At 65.3% G+C, this 21,174-nt stretch carries 23 protein-coding genes, 1 tRNA gene and 1 pseudogene; 15 read left to right on the top strand and 10 right to left on the bottom strand.

Going from position 1 to position 21,174, the window contains the following annotated elements; translation table 11 throughout:
• Nucleotides 1–2 precede the first annotated feature (2 nt).
• The 3 genes from N0D28_RS00220 to N0D28_RS00210 are packed head-to-tail and all read left to right on the top strand — an operon-like array spanning nt 3 to nt 3,630.
• Nucleotides 3–1,145 carry an LptF/LptG family permease gene (locus N0D28_RS00220; RefSeq protein WP_260560417.1) on the top strand — a complete coding sequence of 381 codons (1,143 nt, stop codon included), beginning with the start codon at nt 3–5 and terminating at the stop codon, nt 1,143–1,145.
• A 5-nt stretch (nt 1,146–1,150) separates the two neighbouring features.
• On the top strand, nt 1,151–2,284 hold the full coding sequence (locus N0D28_RS00215; protein ID WP_260560416.1) for an MGDG synthase family glycosyltransferase: 1,134 nt from the start codon (nt 1,151–1,153) through the stop codon (nt 2,282–2,284).
• Nucleotides 2,285–2,295: 11 nt separating this feature from the next.
• Nucleotides 2,296–3,630: a polysaccharide deacetylase family protein gene (locus tag N0D28_RS00210; RefSeq protein WP_260560415.1), complete on the top strand. Its 1,335-nt coding sequence runs from the start codon at nt 2,296–2,298 to the stop codon at nt 3,628–3,630.
• Here N0D28_RS00210 and N0D28_RS00205 read toward each other — a convergent pair.
• Nucleotides 3,596–4,081, bottom strand: coding sequence for a hypothetical protein (locus tag N0D28_RS00205; protein ID WP_260560414.1), 486 nt, complete (start codon nt 4,079–4,081; stop codon nt 3,596–3,598). The two genes, N0D28_RS00210 and N0D28_RS00205, sit on opposite strands and share 35 nt — an antisense overlap.
• A 95-nt stretch (nt 4,082–4,176) precedes the next feature.
• The gene (der, locus tag N0D28_RS00200) at nt 4,177–5,505 is read right to left on the bottom strand and encodes a ribosome biogenesis GTPase Der (protein ID WP_260560413.1); all 1,329 of its coding nucleotides are present in this window, start codon (nt 5,503–5,505) and stop codon (nt 4,177–4,179) included.
• Nucleotides 5,506–5,748: 243 nt separating this feature from the next.
• Between der and N0D28_RS00195 the strand changes: the two genes are divergently transcribed.
• Complete coding sequence (locus tag N0D28_RS00195; protein WP_260560412.1) at nt 5,749–6,234, top strand: DinB family protein; 486 nt, start codon at nt 5,749–5,751, stop codon at nt 6,232–6,234.
• Here N0D28_RS00195 and N0D28_RS00190 read toward each other — a convergent pair.
• The gene (locus N0D28_RS00190) at nt 6,231–7,148 is read right to left on the bottom strand and encodes a LysR family transcriptional regulator (protein ID WP_260560411.1); all 918 of its coding nucleotides are present in this window, start codon (nt 7,146–7,148) and stop codon (nt 6,231–6,233) included. The two genes, N0D28_RS00195 and N0D28_RS00190, sit on opposite strands and share 4 nt — an antisense overlap.
• Before the next feature lie 82 nt (nt 7,149–7,230).
• Between N0D28_RS00190 and N0D28_RS00185 the strand changes: the two genes are divergently transcribed.
• The 4 genes from N0D28_RS00185 to N0D28_RS00170 all read left to right on the top strand — a co-directional run bounded on the left by N0D28_RS00185 (nt 7,231) and on the right by N0D28_RS00170 (nt 10,961).
• On the top strand, nt 7,231–8,316 hold the full coding sequence (locus N0D28_RS00185; RefSeq protein ID WP_260560410.1) for a YeiH family protein: 1,086 nt from the start codon (nt 7,231–7,233) through the stop codon (nt 8,314–8,316).
• Nucleotides 8,317–8,478: 162 nt separating this feature from the next.
• A complete protein-coding gene (locus N0D28_RS00180; RefSeq protein WP_260560409.1) occupies nt 8,479–9,951 on the top strand; it encodes a DUF512 domain-containing protein in 1,473 nt (490 codons plus the stop codon).
• A 94-nt stretch (nt 9,952–10,045) separates the two neighbouring features.
• Nucleotides 10,046–10,432 (top strand): large conductance mechanosensitive channel protein MscL, encoded by a 387-nt coding sequence (mscL, locus tag N0D28_RS00175; RefSeq protein ID WP_260560408.1) that lies wholly within the window; start codon nt 10,046–10,048, stop codon nt 10,430–10,432.
• Between the two features lie 61 nt (nt 10,433–10,493).
• On the top strand, nt 10,494–10,961 hold the full coding sequence (locus tag N0D28_RS00170) for a DinB family protein (RefSeq protein WP_260560407.1): 468 nt from the start codon (nt 10,494–10,496) through the stop codon (nt 10,959–10,961).
• A gap of 4 nt (nt 10,962–10,965) precedes the next feature.
• On the opposite strand, the gene N0D28_RS00165 is transcribed toward N0D28_RS00170, so the two are convergent.
• From N0D28_RS00165 to N0D28_RS00150, 4 genes are all read right to left on the bottom strand, one after another.
• The gene (locus N0D28_RS00165; RefSeq protein ID WP_260560406.1) at nt 10,966–11,259 is read right to left on the bottom strand and encodes a branched-chain amino acid transport AzlD family protein; all 294 of its coding nucleotides are present in this window, start codon (nt 11,257–11,259) and stop codon (nt 10,966–10,968) included.
• Entirely contained in the window at nt 11,256–11,945 is a 690-nt protein-coding gene (locus N0D28_RS00160) for an AzlC family ABC transporter permease (protein ID WP_260560405.1), read from the bottom strand. The genes N0D28_RS00165 and N0D28_RS00160 overlap by 4 nt, the downstream gene beginning before the upstream one ends.
• Nucleotides 11,946–12,026: 81 nt before the next feature.
• A complete protein-coding gene (locus tag N0D28_RS00155; protein WP_260560404.1) occupies nt 12,027–12,503 on the bottom strand; it encodes a DinB family protein in 477 nt (158 codons plus the stop codon).
• A 26-nt stretch (nt 12,504–12,529) separates the two neighbouring features.
• Nucleotides 12,530–13,225, bottom strand: a complete 696-nt coding sequence (locus N0D28_RS00150; protein WP_260560403.1) for an amino acid ABC transporter permease — start codon at nt 13,223–13,225, stop codon at nt 12,530–12,532.
• A gap of 123 nt (nt 13,226–13,348) precedes the next feature.
• Here N0D28_RS00150 and N0D28_RS00145 point away from each other — a divergent pair, with 123 nt between their 5' ends.
• On the top strand, nt 13,349–14,272 hold the full coding sequence (locus N0D28_RS00145) for an ROK family protein (protein WP_260560402.1): 924 nt from the start codon (nt 13,349–13,351) through the stop codon (nt 14,270–14,272).
• Nucleotides 14,273–14,339: 67 nt separating this feature from the next.
• The gene (gene surE / locus N0D28_RS00140) at nt 14,340–15,119 is read left to right on the top strand and encodes a 5'/3'-nucleotidase SurE (RefSeq protein WP_260560401.1); all 780 of its coding nucleotides are present in this window, start codon (nt 14,340–14,342) and stop codon (nt 15,117–15,119) included.
• Here surE and N0D28_RS00135 read toward each other — a convergent pair.
• Nucleotides 15,116–15,448 carry a hypothetical protein gene (locus N0D28_RS00135; protein ID WP_260560400.1) on the bottom strand — a complete coding sequence of 111 codons (333 nt, stop codon included), beginning with the start codon at nt 15,446–15,448 and terminating at the stop codon, nt 15,116–15,118. The genes surE and N0D28_RS00135 overlap by 4 nt on opposite strands.
• Before the next feature lie 183 nt (nt 15,449–15,631).
• Between N0D28_RS00135 and N0D28_RS00130 the strand changes: the two genes are divergently transcribed.
• From N0D28_RS00130 to N0D28_RS15595, 5 genes and pseudogenes are all read left to right on the top strand, one after another.
• The gene (locus N0D28_RS00130) at nt 15,632–16,114 is read left to right on the top strand and encodes a hypothetical protein (protein WP_260560399.1); all 483 of its coding nucleotides are present in this window, start codon (nt 15,632–15,634) and stop codon (nt 16,112–16,114) included.
• Between the two features lie 48 nt (nt 16,115–16,162).
• Nucleotides 16,163–17,317 carry a bifunctional glutamate N-acetyltransferase/amino-acid acetyltransferase ArgJ gene (gene argJ, locus N0D28_RS00125; protein WP_260560398.1) on the top strand — a complete coding sequence of 385 codons (1,155 nt, stop codon included), beginning with the start codon at nt 16,163–16,165 and terminating at the stop codon, nt 17,315–17,317.
• A gap of 76 nt (nt 17,318–17,393) precedes the next feature.
• Nucleotides 17,394–17,470 (top strand) — tRNA-Ile (locus tag N0D28_RS00120).
• Nucleotides 17,471–17,595: 125 nt separating this feature from the next.
• Nucleotides 17,596–17,721 carry a hypothetical protein gene (locus N0D28_RS00115; protein WP_260560397.1) on the top strand — a complete coding sequence of 42 codons (126 nt, stop codon included), beginning with the start codon at nt 17,596–17,598 and terminating at the stop codon, nt 17,719–17,721.
• A gap of 106 nt (nt 17,722–17,827) precedes the next feature.
• A pseudogene (locus N0D28_RS15595) lies at nt 17,828–18,130 on the top strand (tyrosine-type recombinase/integrase); the annotation flags it as partial.
• 105 nt (nt 18,131–18,235) lie between these two features.
• Here the strand turns inward: N0D28_RS15595 and N0D28_RS00105 are convergent.
• Both N0D28_RS00105 and N0D28_RS00100 read right to left on the bottom strand, forming a co-directional pair.
• Nucleotides 18,236–19,948: a GGDEF domain-containing protein gene (locus N0D28_RS00105; RefSeq protein ID WP_260560395.1), complete on the bottom strand. Its 1,713-nt coding sequence runs from the start codon at nt 19,946–19,948 to the stop codon at nt 18,236–18,238.
• A 198-nt stretch (nt 19,949–20,146) separates the two neighbouring features.
• Entirely contained in the window at nt 20,147–21,007 is an 861-nt protein-coding gene (locus N0D28_RS00100) for a sugar phosphate isomerase/epimerase family protein (RefSeq protein WP_260560394.1), read from the bottom strand.
• Between the last annotated feature and the right edge of the window lie 167 nt (nt 21,008–21,174).

The following is a 21,174-nucleotide window of genomic DNA, read 5'->3' as shown; positions in this document are numbered from 1 at the left end:
CGATGCGTCTTACCCGCTACGTCACCCGTGAGCTGTTTCCCCCCCTGCTGGCTGGTATCCTGATGTTTACCGCCGTGCTGAGTTTCGGGTACTTTTTCATCAGTTCGCAGTTCATCGTCGGCGCGCCAGTTGGCCTGATCATGCGCTGGATCGGCTATCAGGTGCCCGATACCCTGGTCAAGATCCTGCCGATGGCCGTCGTCCTGATGGTGGTGGTGGCCTTCGGGCGCATGGCCACCGAGCGGGAGCTGGTGGCGGTGCAGTCCGGCGGGATCTCGCTGGGGCGCATGGCCCGCCCGGCAGCCGTCATCGCGCTGATCGTCACGGCGCTGTCGGTGTGGCTCTCGCTGTGGGCCGCGCCCGTCGCCAACGTCGCCACCCGCAGCCTCTACTGGGACGCCCTGACCGGCGCGGGCCTGAGCACCCTCAGCGGCAAGACGCTCGACCTCGGTAACCGGCTGCTGCTCAGCCCCGGCAGTTACGACACCAGGACCCAGCAGATGAACGGCGTGCGCATTGAGCAGTGGTCGCCCGGCAATGCCCAGCAGGGCACCATCATCTTTGCCCAGAGCGGCACGTTCACCGGCAACGAGATCAAGCTGAAAAATTACCAGATCTACACCGTCGACTATGCCGGGGTGCAGGCGCTGGGCGCGGTACCCGACAGTGATCCAGCAGCCCTTCGCGCCGCTGTGCAGGCGGTGTTTCCGGCAGTGCAGGCATCGAGCGATCCCAATGCCGTACTGACTCTCGATACCGGGCTGTCGCGGGCCGAGACGCTGGCCAAGTACGCCGACGTCATCGGCGCGGACGCCCAGGGCTGGCCGCAGCTGATCACCTCGCTGACCGCTCCCAACGTGCCGCAGGCCGAGCGCAACGCGGCGCGGCTGACCCTCAACCGCAAGCTCTCGCTGCCGTTCGGCAATCTGGTGCTGGCACTGGTGGCCCTGCCGTTCGCCCTGCGCTTCGGGCGCAGCCTGGGGGTGGCGCTGGGCAGCGCGCTCTTGATTTCGCTGATCTATTACCTGCTGTTTTTCGTGGGCCTCACCATTGCAGGCCAGAATGTGGCGCTCAGCGAGGTGGGCGTATGGCTGGCCAACCTGGTGTTCTTCTTCACGGGTCTGTGGCTGCTGAGGCGGGCCTGAGTGCCGTGCGAGCGCTGATTCTCTCGGCGTCGTTCGGCAGTGGACACCATCAGGCCAACGAGGCGGTGGGCGCGGCGCTGCACGATCTTCAGCCTGCCACCGAGGCCCGCCAGACCGATTTTCTGCGCCACCTGCGAACCTACGAGCGCAGCATCGTGCTGGGCACCTACCTGGCCTGGCTGCGCCACAGTCCTGAAACCTACCGCTGGTACTACCGCTTCACGGACCGTGAAACCGAGCCGAAAACCATCCGCGACACCTACAAATGGATGGGGCGACAAGGCCTCAGGCGCGAGCTGCTGAGTTACCAGCCGCAGGTGGTGGTCAGCTCGTACCCCACCCCGGCGGCCGTGGCGGGCCACCTGCGCGAGCGCGAACATCTCGACTTTCTGAACGTACTGGTCGTCACGGATTACCGGGTGCATCAGCACTGGGTGCGCCCCGAGGCCGATCTGTTACTGGTGCCCACCCCCGAAACTGGGCGGCAGATGGTCGAGCGCGGCATCCCCGAAAAACGGGTCGTCGTCACCGGTATTCCGATTCACCCGCGCTACCGCGAGCTGATCGGCGCGGATAAGGCGGCCTTGCGTCGGGGGCGCGGCCTGCTGCCAGATGTGCCGCTGCTGCTAATGTCGGGCGGCGGGCAGAGTACCTACCGCAGCCTGGAGAAAGTGCTGCATGAACTCGGCGCGCTGGGCCGCCCGGTGCAGGTGCTGGTGCTGGGCGGCGGTCAGGAGGCGGGCCGTGCCGTGCAGCACCTGGGCGGGGCCACCATTCACCGCCTGGGCTTTACCAACGACTTTCCCGAACTGCTGGCCGCCTCCGATCTGGTGGTGGGCAAGGCAGGCGGCCTGACGGTGGCCGAGGCGACCACCCTGGGTGTGCCGATGGTCATCTACGACCCGATTCCCGGCCAGGAGGAGTACAATGCCGATTATCTGGTTCGTGGCCACGCGGCCATCTGGACCCGCCAACTGGCCGAGGTATGTCCGGCAGTCCTGCGCGCTCTGGAGCCGCAGGAACACGCCCGCCTGAGCGCTGGGGCCGTCAGTCTGAGCGTGCCGGACGCGGCCAACCGGGCGGCGCGGGCCATCCTGAGCGCCTTCGAGCAGCGGCAGGCCGGGCAGGCGCAGGGTTGAAGCAGGCAGGGTTGAAGCGGGTTGCCCGGCTGGGCTGGAAAGGGTGGCTGGGACTGAGCGCACTCACCCTCACCGCCAGCATTGGCGTGCCGTACCTGCTGGTGCAGACGCTGGGACTGGGTCTACGGCGCGAGGGCCGCCGCCACCACTACGACCTGGCCCTCACCTTCGACGACGGCCCCGATCCGCTGACCACGCCTGCCGTGCTGGACGCCCTGGCAGCGGTGGGCGCAAAGGCCACCTTCTTCGTGCTGGTGGGGCAAGCCGAGGCCCACCCTGAACTGATCGCCCGGATGCAGCGTGAAGGCCACCAGATTGAACTGCACGCCGTCAAGCACGTGCATCCCTGGCTGCGGAGTCCCTGGGGGGCGCTGCTTGATCCTCTGCTTGGCGCGGCGCGACTTGCCCGCGTCACCGGAACGCGCCCGAGTCTGCACCGCCCGCCGCACGGCGCGTACCGCCTCGCCACGCTGATCGGCCAGCGCTGGGCCGGGCTGGAGGGTGTGCACTGGAGCGTCGAGGCCCGTGACTGGCATCCGGCGTCCACGCCCCAATCGGTGACCGGGCGGGTGCTGGCACTGGCCCATCCCGGCGCGGTGATCGTGATGCACGACGCTGGCCCCGGCGCGGTCAACACCGTGCTTGCCGTGCCTGGCCTGCTGGCTGAACTCGCCGGGCGCGGCTACACTTTTCACACGCTCGCCACCTTGCCGGGTCTCGCGCCGCTGGGCCGGGCCGACCTGCCGCGCCGCCTCTCGCGACTGACCGATCAGGTGTTTGACCGCCTGGGCCAGATCGGGCCAGTGTCGGGGCGGGCCGATAATGCTTTCCGGGTGGGCGTGCTCCGCCTGTCCTCGGGGCCGATGCTCCTCAGGAGCGGGCAGGTCGTGGCAAAGGGCGCGAAGGTGCTCGATCTGCACGTCCGGAGCGATCACATGGTGGATTTCGGCGTCAAGCGCGGCATGCGCCGGGCCATCGCCTGGGATCTGCCGTGGCTGGCCGACGAGATCGTGCGCCGCCCCGACTGGCGTGACGCCGAGGCCATTTACACGCTCGGCACGCTGACCTCGCTGGCGTCCATGTTCGGCTTCGAGTCCCATGACCTGCCGCCCGCCGAGACCCGGCGGCTGACCCGCTGGGGTACGCTGCTGCGCCGCGCCTACGGCACCGCCAGAAAGGCTCCCAGTGCCCGTCTGAGCATCATGGGCCTGGACGACTTTCTGGCCCGTTACGCCGGGAAAGGCAAGGATCAGGCCGAGGGCGGCCCCGCACCCCGGCCTGACGCAGGAGGCCAGAGGGCAGCTCCAGAAGTTACAACCCCGGAATCGGCGCGGCGATCTCCCTGATCGGCTGTCCATTCGCTGCCGAGGCGCTGCTGAGCTGATCGGCACTGGTGTTGAGGTTTTGCAGATCGGCCTCGCTGAATTTGCCTTTCTTGAGGTCGCCGCCCACGTTGGCGAACGATCCCTGCAATTTCACCAGGCTGCCGTCCAGCTTTTTCAGCAGCGGGTCCTTACTATTCCGCGCCACCTTCTCGGCCACGTTGACCTCGTGGGCGGCAAACAGCAGCGCCGCGCCGCCCTTGACCAGCTTGGCAGTGCGTCCCGCCGCACCGGAAGCGAACTGCCCGCTGCGGTAGGGCGACCAGACCCAGTGGTGAAAGGCGAAGTAGGCCGCGCCCAGGTGCGCGACGAAGCGGGTCTTGTCCAGCAGGGCATGCCCGGTGCTGAGCGGCCCGGCGGCGAGGACGAAGGTGGCGGCCAGCAGCGCCGTCTTGCGGACAGAGGTCGAGGTCATGCGGAAGGATGGGCCGGGCAGGTGAAGTCGGTATGAAACAGGGCGGGCGTGAATCTGGTCTCCACGCCCGCCCTGCCTTGAGAAGTGCTGAAACGTTATTCCTCGTTCTCGTCCTCGCCTTTCTTACCGCGCTTGTACGGTCCCTTTTCTTTCCACTTGAGGCGCACCGGCACCCCGGCCATGCCCAGATCCTCGCGGATGCGGTTCATCAGGTAGCCCTCGTAGGCCCGCGTCACGAACTCGGCGCGGTTGCAGAACATGGCGAAGGTCGGCGGCGCGGTTTCGACCTGGGTCATGAAGTACATCCGCAGGGGCTTGCCGTGGAAGTTCGGCACGCGCTGCTTCATGGTCCAGATGCCCAGCCAGCGGTTGAGTTCGCTGGTCGGTACGCGGCTCTGCCACTTCTCGTAGAGCTTCATGGCCTCGGCCAGCATGTCGTGAATGCCGTACTCGTTAATGGCCGAGGTGTAGACGCGCGGCGCGTAGGAGATGTGATGCAGCTTCTCGTTGAGTTCGCGCTCGGTGGATTTAAGGTCCTCGTCGGGAATCAGGTCCCACTTGTTGACCACCACGATGACCGGCTTGCCGCTGTCATACGCCAGGTTGGCGAGCTTGAGTTCGTGGTCACCGATGGCGTCGGCGTTGACCACCAGCCAGATCACGTCGCTGCGCTCGATGGCGGTCTTGGAGCGCTCGATGGCGTACTCCTCGATGCTGGTATCGGGCCGCTTGCGGATGCCCGCCGTATCGACCAGCACGAAGCGCTGCCCGGCGTAGTCCCACTCCACGTCCACCGAGTCGCGGGTGGTACCGGGCTGGTCGGCCACGATGACCCGCTCCGAGCCGGTCAGGGCGTTGAGCAGGCTCGATTTGCCCACGTTGGGCCGTCCGATGAAGCTGATCCGAATCGGTGCGATATCCGGCACGTCCTCGGTGTCTGCGGGCATGTGTTCCATGACCCGGTCAAGCAGATCGTCCAGGCCGCGTGCGTGCTCGGCGCTCAGCGCCACCGGGTCGCCGAAGCCCAGGCCCCACAGTTCGGCCAGGTAGGTCTCGTGCTTGGGCGAGTCGATCTTGTTGGCGGCCACGATGACCGGCTTGCCGAGCTTGCGCAGCCAGTCGGCCACCTCGTAGTCGGCGGTGGTCAGGCCTTCGCGCGGGTCGGTCACGAAGACGACGCTCTGCGCGCCCTCCATGGCCCACTCGGCCTTCTCACGGATGGCCTGCTCCCACTCGTCCCCACTCCACAACCCGCCCGTATCAATCAAAATGATGCGGTGGTTCTGGTACATCATCAGGCCTTCCTTGGCGTCGCGGGTAACTCCAGGGAAGTCGGCGACGACGGCCTCGCGGCGGCCCACCAGGCGGTTGAACAGGCTGGACTTGCCCACGTTGGGGCGGCCCACAATGGCGACTTTATGCATAACTGACTCTCCTTTGCGGTGTCGCGCGTCCAGCGGAGTCGTGCCGGATGTGCGCCGATATGATGCGCTTGTTGCCCTCAGTGGTTGAGTGTGCGCGTTTTCGGGCGTTCGTTGCTTTCGCCTTGAGACGGAAGAGAACGCGAAGCAAATTAGAATACTGATTCTGGGCGCGAGCGTTTGTGAGTTGATACGGTGAATTGGGAAGCAGTGCGTGGGGCGTGGGAAAAGCCCAAACTTGGCAGCATGGACGAACTCCTGACCCTGCTCGACTACCATGCCTGGGCGACCGAGCGCACCGTGCAGACACTGACGCCGCTCAGTACCGAAGACTTTGGTCGCGACCTGGGCAGCAGTCACGGCGGCATTGGCGGCACCCTGGCGCATCTCTACGGCTCCGAGCTGATCTGGACGGCCCGGCTGAAAGGGGAGAGGCCGCCCAGCTTTCCAGCGCCCGGTGAACTGCTGCCACTGCCTGAATTGTTGCCGCGCTGGCTGGCCCACTTGCAGGAGCGCCGCGCTTTTGTGGCCCCATTGCCGCCAGGGCAGCTCCTGCACTACACCAATCTCTGGGGCGAGCCGATGGTGAGCCGGGTGGACGATAGTCTTCGCCACATCGTCAATCACGCCAGCTATCACCGGGGTCAGCTGGTGGGCCTGCTGCGCCAGCTCGGTCACAGTGCGGTCAACACCGACCTGATCGGCTTTTACCGGCAGCAGAACCGAAGTTAGCCTTCACTGTTCTGCTCTCCGGTGACCCGCGTTGTGGTCAGCAAATTGATGAACTGCTGAGCGGGCAGGCTGAGCGGCTGATCGCGCAGGGTCACCAGGGTCAGCGGACGGTTCAGCGCCAGTTCGGGAAAGTCCAGCATCAGCAGCTTGCCCGCCGCCACCTCGCGCTGCACGGCCAGCCGCGAGAGAAACGCTGCGCCCAGCCCCTGCATGACCAGTTCCTTGATGGTCTGCGTACCGCTGGCTTCCAGCAGACTGCGCTTTTCCAGGCCCAGCAACTGAAAGGCGTGCTCGGTGACGGCCCGCGTCCCTGATCCCTCCTCGCGCTGAATCAGCGGACAGTTGGGCAGGTCGGTGAGCCGGGGAGTTGCCGCCGCCCAGGGATGCTGCGGCGAGATGACCAGCACCAGCCTGTCCTCAAAGAGGGGACGGGCATGCAGGGCATGGTCGAGATGGGCCAGTTCACCCTCGACGACGCCCACCTCGCCGCGCCCGGAGAGCAGGAGGTCTTCGACCTGCTGCGAATTGCTGGCCTCCACTTTTACCAGCACCTGCGGAAACTCCCGGCAAAACTGAGCGAGGTACTGGGGCAGAACGTACTCGGCAGCGGTTAGGCTGGCCAGCAGGGAAAGCTGGCCCCAGTGTCCCGAGCGCACCTTTTCTGCCCACTCCCGTGCCTGGCGCAGGCCGCGCTCGGCCGTCAGCGCGTGCGGCAGCAGCGCCCGGCCCGCTGCGGTGAGTTCAACCCCGCTTCGGCGTCTGACATAGAGCGGCTCGCCCACCGCTTCGCGCAGACCGCGCAACTGGGCCGAGAGGGCGGGTTGACTGCGGTTGAGCTGCCCGGCGGCCTGCGTCACGCTGCCGAGCCGCGCCACCGCCGCGAAGCAGATCAATCCATCGGCCTGAATTGCCATGAATCCAGTGTATTCAAATTATGGATATCAGAGGTCAAAAGATGAATTGGCGTTATAAGATCCGCCAACCTAGCATGGGGGCATGTCCTCCGCTCCCGCCTCACGTTCGCCCGCCGAAGCCGAACCGTTGCCCCGAAACAAGCTCGCCGAACTGCTGCCCGGGCTGCTGCTGTCCGGCACGGTGGCGGGTGCCGGGTTCTGGCTGGACGCCGAGGGCTGGTTGAGCGGGCTGGGTCTCAGCAGCCTGACCCTGGCGATTGTGCTGGGCATGCTGGTGGGCAATACCGTTTACCCCCGAGTGGCAGCCAGAGCGCAGCCGGGCGTGGTGTTCAGTAAAGGTACGCTGCTGCGGCTGGGCATCATCCTCTACGGCCTGCGCCTGACCATCCAGCAGATGCTGGGCGTGGGCCTCGACGGGCTGCTGGCCGATCTGCTGATGCTCAGCAGCACCTTTTTTCTGGCGTTCTGGCTGGGCACGCGCTGGCTCAAACTGGACCGTCAGACGGCAATTTTGATCGGCGCGGGCAGCAGCATTTGCGGCGCGGCGGCAGTCATGGCCACCGAACCGATTGTCAAGGCTCAGGCCGAGAAAGTCGCGGTGGCCGTCGCCACGGTGGTCATTTTCGGCACCATCGGCATTTTCCTCTATCCCCAGATGAATGCCTGGCACTGGTGGCCGTTCTCGGGGCTTCACTTCGGGGTTTATATCGGCTCGACGGTCCACGAGGTCGCGCAGGTGGTTGCCGCAGGCCGCTCAATCAGCCCGGCGGTGGCCGACGCGGCGGTCACGGTCAAGCTGCTGCGGGTCATCCTGCTCGCGCCCTTCCTGCTGCTACTCTCCTATTTCTGGGGCCGCTCGGAGCAGCGCCGCTCCAATAAGACCAGTACAGAGAACGTCAAAGTGACCATTCCCTGGTTCGCCTTCGCCTTCATCGGCGTGGCGCTCTTCAACTCGCTTCACCTTTTGCCGCCGCGCCTGCTGCAAAACCTCATCACGCTGGATACATTGCTGCTGAGCATGGCGATGGCGGCCCTGGGCCTGACCACCCACTTCGGGGCAATTCGGCAGGCTGGAGCCAAGCCGCTCCTGCTGGGCGCGCTGCTGATGGTCTGGCTGGTGGGCGCTGGCGGGCTGGTGCAGGGCGTGCTGACGGGGGTCGGTCTTTGATCTGGCCCGGCTGGCGGTCTGGGCCAATCGCCCTGCCCCCGGCAACCGTGCCCGGCCTTCCCAATCCGTGCGCCCTTTTTTGTTAAACTGGCGCGTTTGGGGTCAGCCCGCCCTCCGAAGTCGAGCGTGGCGGCAGTGGTGGCCCGCCATAAGGAGTTTCACTTGACGGCCACATTGTTTTCCCTCCCTGTAGAAGAAGTCTTCCCCGCACCGATCAAGTCGGTGGAAGTGGGCAGCCCCGCCGAGCGGGCAGGCGTGCGTCCCGGCGACCAGCTCCTGCGCGTCAATGGGCAGGCCGTGACCGACGTGCTGGCCTACCGCCATCTGCTCTCGCAGGGCAAGGCGACGCTGGAAATCACCCGCCCGGTCACCCTGCCGTTCTTCGCCACGCCTCAGGACCACCATAAAGTCAAGGCTGACACTCAGGCGCAAAGCTTCCTGTTCGACGTGGAGTGGGAAGACCCCGGCCTGGAATTCGAGGAAGTGCTGTTTGACGGCATCAAGAAGTGCGCCAACAAGTGCGATTTCTGCTACGTCCACCAGATGCCGCGTGGGTTCCGCAAGAGCCTTTATATCATGGACGACGATTACCGCCTGTCGTTTCTCTACGGCTCGTTTGTCACGCTGACCAACCTCACCGAAGGCGACATCAACCGGATTCTGGACGAGAACCTCTCGCCGCTGTACGTCTCGGTGCATTCGTCCAACCAGGAACTGCGCCAGGACATGATGAAATGGTGGAAACTGAAGGTCAAGGACCAGCAGGCCACCCAGATTCAGGGCATGATCGAGCGGCTTTCCGGCATTGACCTCTACACCCAGATCGTGCTGGTGCCGGGCCGCAACGACGGTGACCATTTCGACGAGACGCTCGACTACCTGACCTCGCGCCCCAACGTCATTTCGGCGGCGGTGGTGCCCATTGGCCTGACCGACCACCGCACCAATTTGCCCGACGTGCGGACCTTCAACCGCGAAGAAGCGCGCGACGTGCTGAAACGCGCCAATGTCTGGCGCAGGAAAATGCTCGCCGAGCGCGGCACCCGCTTCATTTTCCCCAGCGACGAGCTGTATCTGCTGGCCGGGGAAGCGCTGCCCACTGAGGACGAATACGAGGGCTTCCCGATGCTGGAAAACGGTGTCGGCATGATCCGCGACTTTTTGAATGAGGGACTGCCTACCCTGCCCGCCCGCCTGCCGCTGCCGCGCAAGGTCATTCTCGGCACCGGGTTGCTGTTTGCCGAATCGCTCGATCTGGCGGTGGAGCCGCTGCGGGCCATCGAGAATCTGGAGATCGAGGTGCGGGCCATCGAGAACGTGACCTTCGGCAAGGTGACGACGGTGGCGGGTCTGCTCACCGGGCGCTGCTTTCGCACGGCCATTCAGACCGGCGAGGCCGATTTGCTGATCGTGCCGCCCACCACCCTGCGCTACGGCACCGAGCTGATGATCGACAACACCAGCCTCACGGAACTCGCGCAAACGCTGAAGATGGCGGTCAGGCCCGGCGGCAGCACCCTGGGCGAACTGGCCCGCGTGATTCTGGAGGACGCCCAGAGCAGCGGCCCGCAATTTGGTATGAGTGCCCATGCCGCCAAGGAGAATGCGCGGCCCAACGAACCGTTCCAGAGCTGAGTCAATGTCAGAAAGTCGAAAAACCCATATCAGGTCTAGACAACTGTATCTGGCCTGGATTGAGTAGACTTGTCAGGAGTGTAAGAATCGCACCATGGTCAATGGATTTCAGAAGTTCCTGCTGCGTGGCAATTTGGTCGATCTGGCTGTCGGTGTGCTGATCGGCGCGGCTTTCGGTAAGGTTGTGGACGCGTTTACCAGCGGCCTGATCTTGCCGATCATCGGCATCTTTGGCGGTGTACCGGACTTTTCGGCCCTGACCTTTAGCATCAATGGGAGTGTTTTCAAGTACGGTGCATTTATTACGGCTGCACTGAGTTTCATCCTGGCTGCTGCGGTGATTTATTTCTTCGTGATCGTGCCGTTCAATCACCTGATGGACCGCTTCAAGCGCCAGGAAAAGCCCCCCGTGGCAGAACCCAGCAACGAGGAAAAACTGCTGGCTGAGATTCGGGACGCGCTGCGGCAGCGGCCCCTCTAAACTGGGCACTTTGCTGGGCGGCCTGCCGGTGAGCAGGCCGCTTTGCCTTTATCATGTGGGCATGACCAGCAACCAGTCCGCCCGCAGCCAGAACTATACGGCCGCCTTCCAGATGCACCGCGCCGCTCTGCAAGACCTCTACGCGGCCCTCCCGGATGACCGGGGCGATTTCAAAGCCTGGGAGGGCGGGATGAGTTTTGTTGGGCTGGCTGATCATCTGTCGGCGACCTCAGCCCGGTTGCCCGCCATGCTGCGCAGTGAGAAGCCCGCGCCTGCCGCAGCGGGAAGCGCCAACATGCAGGAGGCTCGTCAGCGGCTGGCCGACAGCAGCCAGCAGACAGTGCAGATGCTGGCCGAGATGGGTGACGGGGACTTTGACCGGCACGTTGTGGCCTTTGGTGGGCGTGAGATGCCCGTCGGCGCATTGATGGATTTCATCGTCAACCATGAGGCCCACCACAAGGGGCAGGCCTGGCTGATGGCCCGGATGCTGGATGTTCAGCCGCCTTTCTTCGTCAAGCTGGGCTGAATCTTCACATGACCTGCCGCAGCAACCAGTACATTGCAAATCCTCCCACGATTCCCCAGGCCAGCGTTCTGGTTTTCCAGAAGAGGAGGGCGGCCACCGCGCAGGCCAGCAGTTTTCTGGACCAGTCGGGACTTGCCGCGATGTCTGGCACGATCAGGGCGGCGAAGACGCTGATGGGGACGAAGCGCAAAAAAGCCAGCCAGAACGGTGAGAGGCGCACCCCGCCGAGGCTCAGGCCCGCCAGCCTGGCGGCATAGGTCACCGCCCACATGCCCAGCATGGTGAGGAAGGTGGTCACGCCTTGCTCCAGCGCGTACTCAGCCAGGCCCCGGCCAGCGCGCCCAGTACGCCGGTGGCCAGCACCACCACGCCGCCCGGCAGCACGCGCGACAGGCCCCAGGCCAGCAAGCCGGAGAAGGCTGCCACCGCCAGTGGAAGTCGCCCGCTGAGTTGCGGAATCAGCAGGCCCAGAAAGGCCAGCGGAAACACGATGCCGACGCCCAGAGACGCGGGATCGGGGACCAGCGAGCCGATCAAGCTGCCCAGCAGGGTAAACACGTTCCAGACGATATAGAGGCTCAGCTCCGCGCCGAGCAGGTAAGCCAGGTTCAGCCCCGGCGCGCTGATGCTGATGCCGTATGCCTCGTCAGTCAGGAATTGGGCGGCGAGCAGGCGATGGGTGCGGGTCAGCGGCACTTTCTGGGCCAGGCTGAGGCCGTAGAGCAGGTGGCGCACGTTCAGCACGGCGGTGGTGGCGATGATGCTGATCGGCGCGGCTCCCTGTCCGAACAGGCCAGCGGCGGCGAACTGCGAAGCGCCCGCAAACACGGTCAGGCTCATCCACTGCGCTTCCCACAGGCCCAGGCCGCCCGCCCTGGCCGTAACGGCGTAGGCGACGGCAAAGGGCGCGACGCCCAGCCACAGCGGCACAATGGCCCGGAATCCGGATGAAAAAGAGGCTTGGGCGGCGGCGGTTACAGTCATGGCCAGCAGGCTAGCGCGGGAACTTACCCGGTTTCCTGCAAGGTCTTGCTCGTCAGCGAAACGGCGTTCAGGTCGTCCATTTTATTGAGGCTGATTAGGTTTGGGGCGCGGGGTCCAGCAGCCTAAAAGTTGCCGCAACAGGACGATTTTGCCCAAATGGTAAGCGTTGTGAACGGCGAGCTGCTCAAGTGCATTTCTCCAGGTGAACCCAGGATTGTCGGCTCCTGCCTCGGTATTGAGCCAGACCTCATCTTGAGCAAGCTCGACGGCGCGTTCTGAAGAGGCGAGAAACGAATTGACCAGCATTTGCCAGGCCGCCTCGTCGGCGGGTTCAGGGCTGGGGGGAAATAAATCATCTTCCTCCCAACGTTTGATGGCCTCTTCATCGCGCTCCAATACGATTCGCTGCCAGAATGCGGTATGCCAAAGCTCCTCATAGATGCTGTGTGAGGCTCCAGTGGGACGTGTTCCGACCTGCTGAAGCGTCATCCCTTCCAAGATATAGGTGCGCGGTGCAAACTCACCATTGAGAAAAAGAAAATTCCAGACATTTGCCATGCGGCCCCCTCGAAGACCGCATTCTCTCAGATGACCCGCCGCTCCGGCAGTGGCTCGCCGCGTGAGAAGCGCCGCTCCAGCCAGCGCACGATGCGGGTGAGGATAAAGGTCAGCACAAAATACATGACGGCCAGCACGGCGTAGACCTCGAACTGGCGGTAGGTGGCGTTGGTGATGTAGCGCCCCTGCGAGAAGAGTTCTTGCAAGGTAACGGCACTCGCCAGGCTGCTGCCCAGGATCAGCGAGATGAACTCGTTGCCCAGCGCAGGCAGGGCCACCCGCCACGCCTGCGGCAAGACCACATGTCTCACCGCCTGGGTGCGGCTGAGGCCCAGGCTGCGGCCCGCCTCGATCTGGCCTGTGGGCACGCTGTTCAGGCCGCCGCGCACGATCTCGGAAGTGTAGGCCGCCGAATAGAACCCCAGCGCCAGCACGGCCGCCGGAAAGCTCGGCAGGGTCAGGCCCAGGGTGGGCAAACCGTAATACACCACGCTCAGCAGCACGATCAGCGGAATGCCGCGCACGATGTCCACGTAGGCATTGCCCAGCGGGGCCAGCAGCGGCAGTCGGAAAAAGCGCAGCAGCCCCAGCAACGTGCCCAGCACCACGCTGACCAGCAGCGCCGAGAGGCTGACCGCCAAGGTCAATTCGAGGCCCTGAAGCAGCAGCAGCGGGTAGTCACCCGAGAAGATGGTCTTGAAGCCTTCCAAGAGATCGGCCATTGCCCGGCAGTCTACCGACTGGTGCACACCCGGCGGCGTGGGCGGATGGGCCCGTGATCTAGACGATGGACCACGACCTGCCGAGTGAGGGTAGACTGCGGCCCAAGTTAGACTGGAGCATTCATGACCACACCACACCCTCAATCTTCTCAAGACCCGCAGCGCGTCAGCATCGGCGTGGACGTGGGCGGCACCAAGATCGCCGTGGGCGTGTTGCGCGGCGAGCATCTTCTCGACCGCCATGTGCAGCCCACCCCCGAAACCGGCTGGCCCGCCGTGCTCGACGCCGTCGCCGCCCAGATCCGACTGCTTCAGGAGGTGCACCCGGACGCCCTGAATATCGGTATCGGCGTGCCGGGACCCCTGACGGCAGACCGCCTGGGCGTCAAATTCGCGCCGAACATCTACGGCTTTACCGACGTGCCGCTGGTCGAGGGGCTGCGTGAGCGGCTTGGCCAGACGGTGGTGCTGGAAAACGACGCCAAGGCTGCCGCACTGGCTGAGGCCAGCCTGGGTGCGGCGCGGGGCAGCAGCAGCAGTGTGTATGTCACCGTTTCAACCGGCATCGGCAGCGGCATCGTCATCAATGGCCAGATCTGGCGCGGCTTCAACGGCGTGGCGGGCGAACTCGGCCACGTCACGGTGCTGCCGGGCGGCCCGGTCAGCGGTGCGGGTCTTGACGGCGCGCTCGAAGCTGTCGCCAGTGGCACTGCGATCGCCCGTGACGCCAGCTACGCCCTCAACCGCGAGGTGAGTACCGCCGAAGCCTTCGCCCTGGCCCAGACCGGCAATCCGCAAGCCAGACGGGTCGTCGAGCAGGCCATGAAGCACATCGGCGTGGCGATTGCCGACATCCAGAAACTTCTGGACCCGGAAGTGTTCGTCATCGGCGGCGGCGTGGCAGCGGTGGGCGACTACTTTTTCGAGGGTGTGGACAAAGCGGCCCAGGAATACGGCGCGGCCTTCGCCCCGGTGGTCATCCGCCGTGCCCAGCTTGCCGGAGACGCGGGCGTGATCGGCGCGGCGCTCTCGGCCTTCGGCGGGTAACGAAGACAGGTCTTGAGGGTCACGTCACTTCCCACTGGCCTGACCCAGCCGCGCTAACCTGACGGCCATGACTTCCTCTCCTACTTCCCAACCCGCCCGCAAGCGTGTCCTGGTCGCCAACGACGACGGGATCTTCTCGCCCGGCATCAAGGTGCTGGCGCTGGCGATTGCCCGCATCGCCGACGTGCTGGTCGTCGCTCCCGATGTGGAGCAGAGCGGTGTCGGTCACGGCATTACCTTTCGCCGCCCGCTGAGGTTCAAGCACACGGCGGCGGCGGGCTTTGGCGACATTCCGGCCTACCGGGTGGACGGCACGCCCGCCGACTGCGTGGTGCTGGGCAGTAATTTGCTGGGCCGCCCCGACATGGTCGTCAGCGGTATCAATCTGGGGGCCAATATGGGCGACGACCTGACCCATTCCGGTACTGTCGCGGCGGCCATTGAGGGCGTGTCGCTGGGTGTACCGTCGATCTCGCTGAGCCAGATCAGCAACGGGGGAGAGTACGATTTCGGCCCCGGGGCCGAGTACGCTGCCAAGCTGGTCGAGCAGGTGCTCAGGCATGGTCTGCCGCCGCGCACCTTCCTGAACGTCAATATTCCGCCGGTGATCAAGGGTGCCCGCGTGACCCGGCTCTCCGATCACCGCTACGAGGACACCCTCGTGACCCGCCTCGACCCCGAGGGCCGCGAATACCACTGGGTTTCGGGCAAACCCCGCGCCGAGTACGCGGGCGATACCGACTTCGGTGCGGTGGAGGACGGCTACGTCAGCGTCACGCCGATTCGCCTGGAACTGACCGCCCGCGATTTGATGGACGAGGTCGCAGGGTATCTGCCGCAGGTTTAGCAGCCTGCTGGAATCCATCTGACTTGAGCGGGCGATACCACCTGACAACTGACATTTCGCAAGTCGCCTGAAGTGATCTTGAGGAGCAAGGTGCCGTGATCGCTGCCCTGTGTGCGGCCCGCTTTGCCGAGTGCCGTGAAACTGCCGACGAACCGGCTTGTCCTCGGTGACGCTGCGCCGCCCAGTACCGTGCCGACAGCCCTGGTGAAGGGCCCAAAGTCCTCGCGCTTGGCTCTCAGTTCGGTTCGGCCCGCCCCGGTCAGCACGTAGAACTTCACCGGACTGCCGCCGCGTGGCAGCACCTGAAACTCGCCGCCTGCCCAGCACAATCAAATTGAGGTGACCTCTGAGCCGATTGGTGTCCAGCTTGCCTCCTTTCGCTCAGGCATGCAGTGGACTGGCCCACAACCCGACTGGCACCGTATCTCTAAGTTCATAGCAATGCAGCGCTTCTGTGGAACGCAAGCTGGACGACATCTGTCCGGAGCCGCCGCGCTATGCTAGGCAGCACTATGAATCCTTACCCGTCCTCCAACCAGCACAACAAGCACGGGCACGGCGCGGTGGGCCGCACGCTGCTGTGGCTGGCGATCATTCTCAGTGTGGCGCTGCTGGCCTTTGTCACGCTGCTGGCCGTCCGCAACAATCCGCTCTACAGCAACGCCCAGGCCAACGGCATCAGCAAGTACAAGTTCATCGAGTTCTGCAAAGACGAGCTGAGCAGTAAGCTCAACGAATTTGCCAAGCAGCCCGGCGGCGCGGCCATCGGGGCGTCCTACAACGCCCGCGACATCGTGAGCAGTGTCACTGAGGGCATCTTGCAGCCTCCAGCAGCCAAAGCCACCACTCCGCCGCCGCGCTTGCCCGGCTGGGGAATGGTCAGCCAGGTCAAGCTCAGCCGCGAGGGCTATCCGGCCCAGACGGTGCCGTTCGCCTGCCAGTATGAGAAGGGCAAGCCCGTGCAGCTTCAGTTTCCCTTGCAGCAGCAGCAGTAAACGCGCCGTGAACTGCCCGGTCGCCCCTGGCACGGTAAACTGGGGTCCATGACCACGCTCCTTCCCACCGGTTTTCAGGCGGCGGCTCTGGCTGCCGGAATCAAGCCCAGCGGCAAGACCGATCTCACCGCCGTCGTGTCGAGTTCGCCCTGCGTGTGGGCCTTTGCGGGCACCCGCAGCGCTGCCGCTGCCGCTTGCGTGGGCCGCGCCCGGCAGCTCTACGACGCGGGGTTGCCGCTCAGGGCTGTGCTGGTCAATTCGGGCGTGGCCAATGCAGCCACCGGGTCGGGCGGCGCGGCAGACAACATCGAGATGGGCGAGTTGCTGGCCGGGTCACTGGACACCACCCCAGAGAGTGTCCTGACCGCCTCCACCGGCATCATCGGCCACCGCCTGCCGATGGAGAAGGTCCGGGCCGGGGTGCCGCGTCTGGCGGGCGAGGTGCAGGGCAGTGTGGACCTTCACGCCCAGGCCATCATGACCACCGACACCCGTCCCAAGATCGCTGAGCGCACCCTCAGCGGCGGGCAGCGGCTGGTGGGCGTGGCGAAGGGCAGCGGCATGATTCACCCAGACATGGCGACCATGTTCTCGTTCGTCTACAGCGACGCAGCCATCGACCAGTCGGCGCTGCGGGCTGCTTTTCCCGCCATCGTGGCCCGCACCTTCAACGCGGTGACGGTGGACGGCGACACCTCCACCAACGACATGACGGCGGTGCTGTGCAACGCGGCGAGTGGGGCCGCCGACACTGCCGAGTTCTTGCAGGCCCTCGAAGAAGTGATGCGCGACCTGGCCCGCGAGATCGCCCGCGACGGCGAGGGCGCGACCACCCTGCTGACCGTGAAGGTGACTGGCGCGGGCACCGAGGCTGACGCGCTGCTGGCCGCCCGCACCTGCGCGGCCAGTCCGCTGCTCAAGAGTGCGGTGCATGGCCGCGATCCCAACTGGGGCCGGGTGATCATGGCGCTGGGCCGTAGTGGAGCCAGACTCAACCTGGACAACCTGCGGGTGAGCGTGCAGGGCGTGCCGGTCTTTCACGAAGGGCCGCTCAAGTACGATGCCGGACAGGTCTCAAAGGCCATGAACACCGACGAGGTCGTGTTCGAGATCGATCTGGCGGTGGGATCAGAGAAGGGCGAAGCCTGGGGCTGCGATCTCAGCGCCGAGTACGTGCGGATCAATGCCGACTACACGACCTGAAGCGCCTTGACAGTCCGGGGGGCCGCTGATAAGCTACCTACCGCTTGTGAAGGCCCTGGGCCGGAGGCAGGTGTGTGCGGGTGTAGCTCAGTTGGTTAGAGCGCACGCCTGATAAGCGTGAGGTCCCCAGTTCAAGTCTGGGCATCCGCACCACGAAGACTCAACCTCGTCCTGGACGGGGTTTTTTTGTTTCTCCAGAATCTCTGGACTGAGGCTAAGCGTCAGTGATCGTGCGCTCTAGAACTGAACCAAAACACGTCGTCGGGGAGGCCTTGGCCATGACGATGCAGCACCTGACGATGGATCAGCTTTGGGAAGAGTTTCTGTACCACCTGCGAGTCGAGCGGCGCAGCAAAGCCACGCTCAGTTTTTACGGCGTGGCCCGGACCAAGCTGGGGCGCTAGCTGGACAGTCTGGGTGACCTCCCAGCCGCCAGCGCAGTCAGCATCTCGCACCTGCGCGGCTTCGTCCTGTGGCTCGGTGAACAGGGCCTCAGCGCGGGCGGGCGGCATGCCCCACGTGTGGGTGCTGCGGCCGGTGTTCAACTCGGGCCAGTGCGAGGAGCTGCTCAGCACCAATCCGGCCCGGCGGCTGGCCTTGCCGAGCTTGCCCGCCCAGCGGCTGCCCACCGTGACCGGCGAGGTCACCCAGCATCTTCTGGGAGCGGCCCGCAGCGGCGATCAACCCCAGCGTGACGTGGCAATGGTGATGATGCTCTTCGGCACCGGCCTGCGGGTCTCGGAGCTGGTGGGTGTCGCCCTGAGCGACCTCGAAGCAGCGCGTGGCCTTATTCGGGTGCGCGGCGGCAAGGACCGTACCGTGAACCGTGCGCCGAATGCCCTGGGTGTCTACCACTGGTGCGAAATGCTTCACAGCCGGAGCAACGCATTGGCCCGCAGCGGCCCCAGCAGGCCGACTTCAGTTGGGCGATCCCCTGCGTTCCCCGGCGGTCACGGGCTGGGCACACTGCGCGGCCTTGCGCTCGCGCTTGCTGGCGTACATCCGCTCATCTGCCAGCCGGACCAGCGTCGCCGCGTCCCCACCGTCCAGTGGAGAGATGGCCAGCCCCGCGCTTGCCCCCGCGCCGGGGAATCCCTGGGCGTGCAGCGGCTCAGCCACCCGCGCGGCCCGCTCCAGCAGCTCTCTGGCATGCTCAGGTGCGGCGGCGGGCAGCAGGACCGCGAACTCGTCACCTCCCAGGCGGTACACCTGATCACTGTGCCGGAATGCTTGGGCGAGCAGGTGGCCGAAGCCGCGCAGCAAAGCGTCGCCGCGCTCGTGTCCCTGAATATCATTGACTTGCTTGAGGCCGTCGAGGTCGAGCATCATCACCGCCAGCGTCTGCCCCTGACGACTGGCCTGCGCCTGCCCGACCTTCAGGTCCCGCTCGAAGGCCCGCCGGTTGCCCAGCCCCGTCAGGGCATCACTCAGCGCCGCCGCTTGCAGCTCGTGCAGGTACAGCCGCCGGTGCAGCGCCACCGTGACGGTGCGGGCCGCCGCTTCCAGCAGGTTCCGGTCGGCGGCCTGCCAGGGCCGGGGACCCAGTCGCGCGCCGCACAGCAGGTACTGAACACCCTCAAAGGTGCCCAGTGGCACCCAGGCCGCGCCGCTCAGCCCAGCATCCACCAGCGCTGGCCGGGCGTTGCCCAGGTGAGCGTAGTCGTCCACGTAGACAGGCTGGCCGCCGCGCGCCACGTCCCAGATCATGCCCTCGCCCGGACGCGGCGTGTGGTTGAGCTGCGCCATAAGGGCCGCAGGCAGCGCTGGATGGGCGTAGACCCCGGCGAGCTGGCTGCCGTTCCCGCTCAGGAGGCCCAGCGCGGCCCAGTCCAGCCCCAGCGTGCGCGCCACAGTGGCCGTGAGTTCGTGGGCCACCTGCTCGGGCGGCAGATCGGTGTCACTCAACTCCGAAATCCGCAGGAGGGCCTGGGCGTAGCTGGCCTGCTGCGACGCGGCGGCGTGCTCGGCAGCCAGGCGGCTGAGCAGTTCGCGGTTGCGCCGCTCCAGCGGGCGAAAGACGCCCAGACCCAGTGTCAGCAGCAGCGTGACCACCGCCCCCACGCGCAGCCACGAGAGCCGCTGGACACGTGCGATCACCTGGTCGCTGCGGTGCTCGTCCAGCGCCACGGCCCGGTCCAGTGCCACCAGCAGCGGTCCGCGCGCCTGAAGGGTCAGGAACGCCACGTCTGGCTGCTGGGGGCTGAGCTGCTCGGGCGGCGTCTCCAGAATCCGCCGCCCGGCGGCAGTAAAGGCTGCGACGCGCGGGTTGACCTGGGCGGCATAGAAGCGCCGTACGTCCGGTGCGAAGCCGGAGGTGTAGAGGCCCGAGGCAGCGTCGGACAGCCGGGCGTGATTGGCCTCCAAAGTCGCCAGGGACGCCCGCAGGTCGCTCAGGCTGTGGGGGTCGTGGGTGGCGGCGGCGTGCTCGGCGTCCGCCGCGATCCGCACAGCGAGCATGCGCTGGCGTCCGGCGGTGTTGACCAGCGCTGCCGTCGCCGACGTGGCTTCTACCTGCATGGACAGCAAGACGTTGGAGGCAATACTCAGCACGCCCAGCACCAGCAAAGTCAGCCAGTAGGTGCGGCGCAGCGTCAGGTTGCCCCGCGTCGGGGTCGGCAAGTCGGCGTTCACGGTCACCGCTCAAAGATGAGCTCCCGCACCACACAGCACTCTTTCTTGGCCCGACGCCTTCCTATCCCCATGCGCCCTTCACCAACGGCAAGGGCAGGCACAAGGGCATCCCACCAGGTCGCATCCAAACCACATTGCCGCTCGCGCCGGGCATGCACGCCTGATGGGTTGCCCAGGACGTGTGCAGCCCTGCAAGGTTCAGGCGGTGCCGATGCCGAGCACCTCGCGGGCAAACTGGTAGCTGCGGCGAATATTGGCCTCCTCCAGCGCCAGGGTCGTAGCTTCGGTGGCCTGCGGCTCGGAAACGATCTCCAGTGTGATCCGGTCGAGATGCGCCTCGTTCACCAGAATGTCCAGCACCGCCTTCAGATCGATCACCCCTTCACCCAGCGCCACGCCATACGATTTGAAGCCCCAGTTCTCCATCTTCATGTCGTAATCCTTGAAATGGGTGTTGATGATGTACGGCGCGAGCTGCCTCACCGCCGCCACCGGATTTTCGAGATGGATCATGAAGTTGCCCAGATCGACGCAGGCCCCGACTGAGGGAGAATCCACCCGCTCGATGACCTGCTGTAATTCCGGGGTGGTGGCGTCGCAGTGATTTTCGAGCGCGATCCGGATGCCCAGGTCTGCTGCCTGCGGAGCCAGCGAACGCAGCAGGGCGACGGCGCGGCTGGTTTCTGCGGCCACATCGGTGCTCCGCTCGAAGCGCGAGAACCCCATGAAGGTCCGCATCAGGGGCGCTCCCAGCAAGCTGGCAATCTGCAACTGCTGGGCGGTGTGGTCTGCCTCGACAAAAGCGGAACCGTACTCCACGTACAGGTTCCGCTCTGCCGCTGCCGAACGCAGCTCCGCCAGGTAAGCGGGATCGTGGCTCGTCAGGTGCGTCAGATCGATCTGAATGCCGTCGAAGCCGAGCTGGTGGGCGTGTTCGATGTACTCGAACAGATTCGTGGGTCGGCTGGGCTTGACATCGTGAGAACCGAAAGCCATCCGGTAGCTGTAGCTGAACAGTCCCAGTTTCAGCTCTGGATAGGGTGAGTCAGGCTTTTCCATGGTCGTCCTTCTTAAGGTGCGTGTGAACTTCGGCGGGATCAACGGCCCTCTGGCATTGGCTGTCAGGGACGCAGAAACATCGTGATTCATGCCTGGAGGTGAGCGGCTGGATAAGCGCCGGATTTGCTGAACGCTCGGCCACCTCTGACTCCTCGTTACTACAGACC

The sequence above is a fragment of the Deinococcus rubellus genome, assembly GCF_025244745.1.
In the GTDB taxonomy this organism is placed as follows: Bacteria; Deinococcota; Deinococci; order Deinococcales; family Deinococcaceae; genus Deinococcus; species Deinococcus rubellus.
The sequence above is the reverse complement of the archived record's forward strand: the minus strand, read 5'-3'. Positions and strand labels throughout refer to the sequence as shown.

Coding starts and splice junctions, on each gene's coding strand:
- N0D28_RS00220 (WP_260560417.1), top strand. CDS start 3: ATGCGTCTTACCCGCTACGTCACCCGTGAGCTGTTTCCCCCCCTGCTG.
- N0D28_RS00205 (WP_260560414.1), bottom strand. CDS start 4,081: ATGACCTCGACCTCTGTCCGCAAGACGGCGCTGCTGGCCGCCACCTTC.
- der (WP_260560413.1), bottom strand. CDS start 5,505: ATGCATAAAGTCGCCATTGTGGGCCGCCCCAACGTGGGCAAGTCCAGC.
- N0D28_RS00195 (WP_260560412.1), top strand. CDS start 5,749: ATGGACGAACTCCTGACCCTGCTCGACTACCATGCCTGGGCGACCGAG.
- N0D28_RS00190 (WP_260560411.1), bottom strand. CDS start 7,148: ATGGCAATTCAGGCCGATGGATTGATCTGCTTCGCGGCGGTGGCGCGG.
- N0D28_RS00185 (WP_260560410.1), top strand. CDS start 7,231: ATGTCCTCCGCTCCCGCCTCACGTTCGCCCGCCGAAGCCGAACCGTTG.
- mscL (WP_260560408.1), top strand. CDS start 10,046: ATGGTCAATGGATTTCAGAAGTTCCTGCTGCGTGGCAATTTGGTCGAT.
- N0D28_RS00170 (WP_260560407.1), top strand. CDS start 10,494: ATGACCAGCAACCAGTCCGCCCGCAGCCAGAACTATACGGCCGCCTTC.
- N0D28_RS00160 (WP_260560405.1), bottom strand. CDS start 11,945: ATGACTGTAACCGCCGCCGCCCAAGCCTCTTTTTCATCCGGATTCCGG.
- N0D28_RS00155 (WP_260560404.1), bottom strand. CDS start 12,503: ATGGCAAATGTCTGGAATTTTCTTTTTCTCAATGGTGAGTTTGCACCG.
- N0D28_RS00150 (WP_260560403.1), bottom strand. CDS start 13,225: ATGGCCGATCTCTTGGAAGGCTTCAAGACCATCTTCTCGGGTGACTAC.
- N0D28_RS00145 (WP_260560402.1), top strand. CDS start 13,349: ATGACCACACCACACCCTCAATCTTCTCAAGACCCGCAGCGCGTCAGC.
- surE (WP_260560401.1), top strand. CDS start 14,340: ATGACTTCCTCTCCTACTTCCCAACCCGCCCGCAAGCGTGTCCTGGTC.
- N0D28_RS00130 (WP_260560399.1), top strand. CDS start 15,632: ATGAATCCTTACCCGTCCTCCAACCAGCACAACAAGCACGGGCACGGC.
- argJ (WP_260560398.1), top strand. CDS start 16,163: ATGACCACGCTCCTTCCCACCGGTTTTCAGGCGGCGGCTCTGGCTGCC.
- N0D28_RS00115 (WP_260560397.1), top strand. CDS start 17,596: ATGACGATGCAGCACCTGACGATGGATCAGCTTTGGGAAGAGTTTCTG.
- N0D28_RS00100 (WP_260560394.1), bottom strand. CDS start 21,007: ATGGAAAAGCCTGACTCACCCTATCCAGAGCTGAAACTGGGACTGTTC.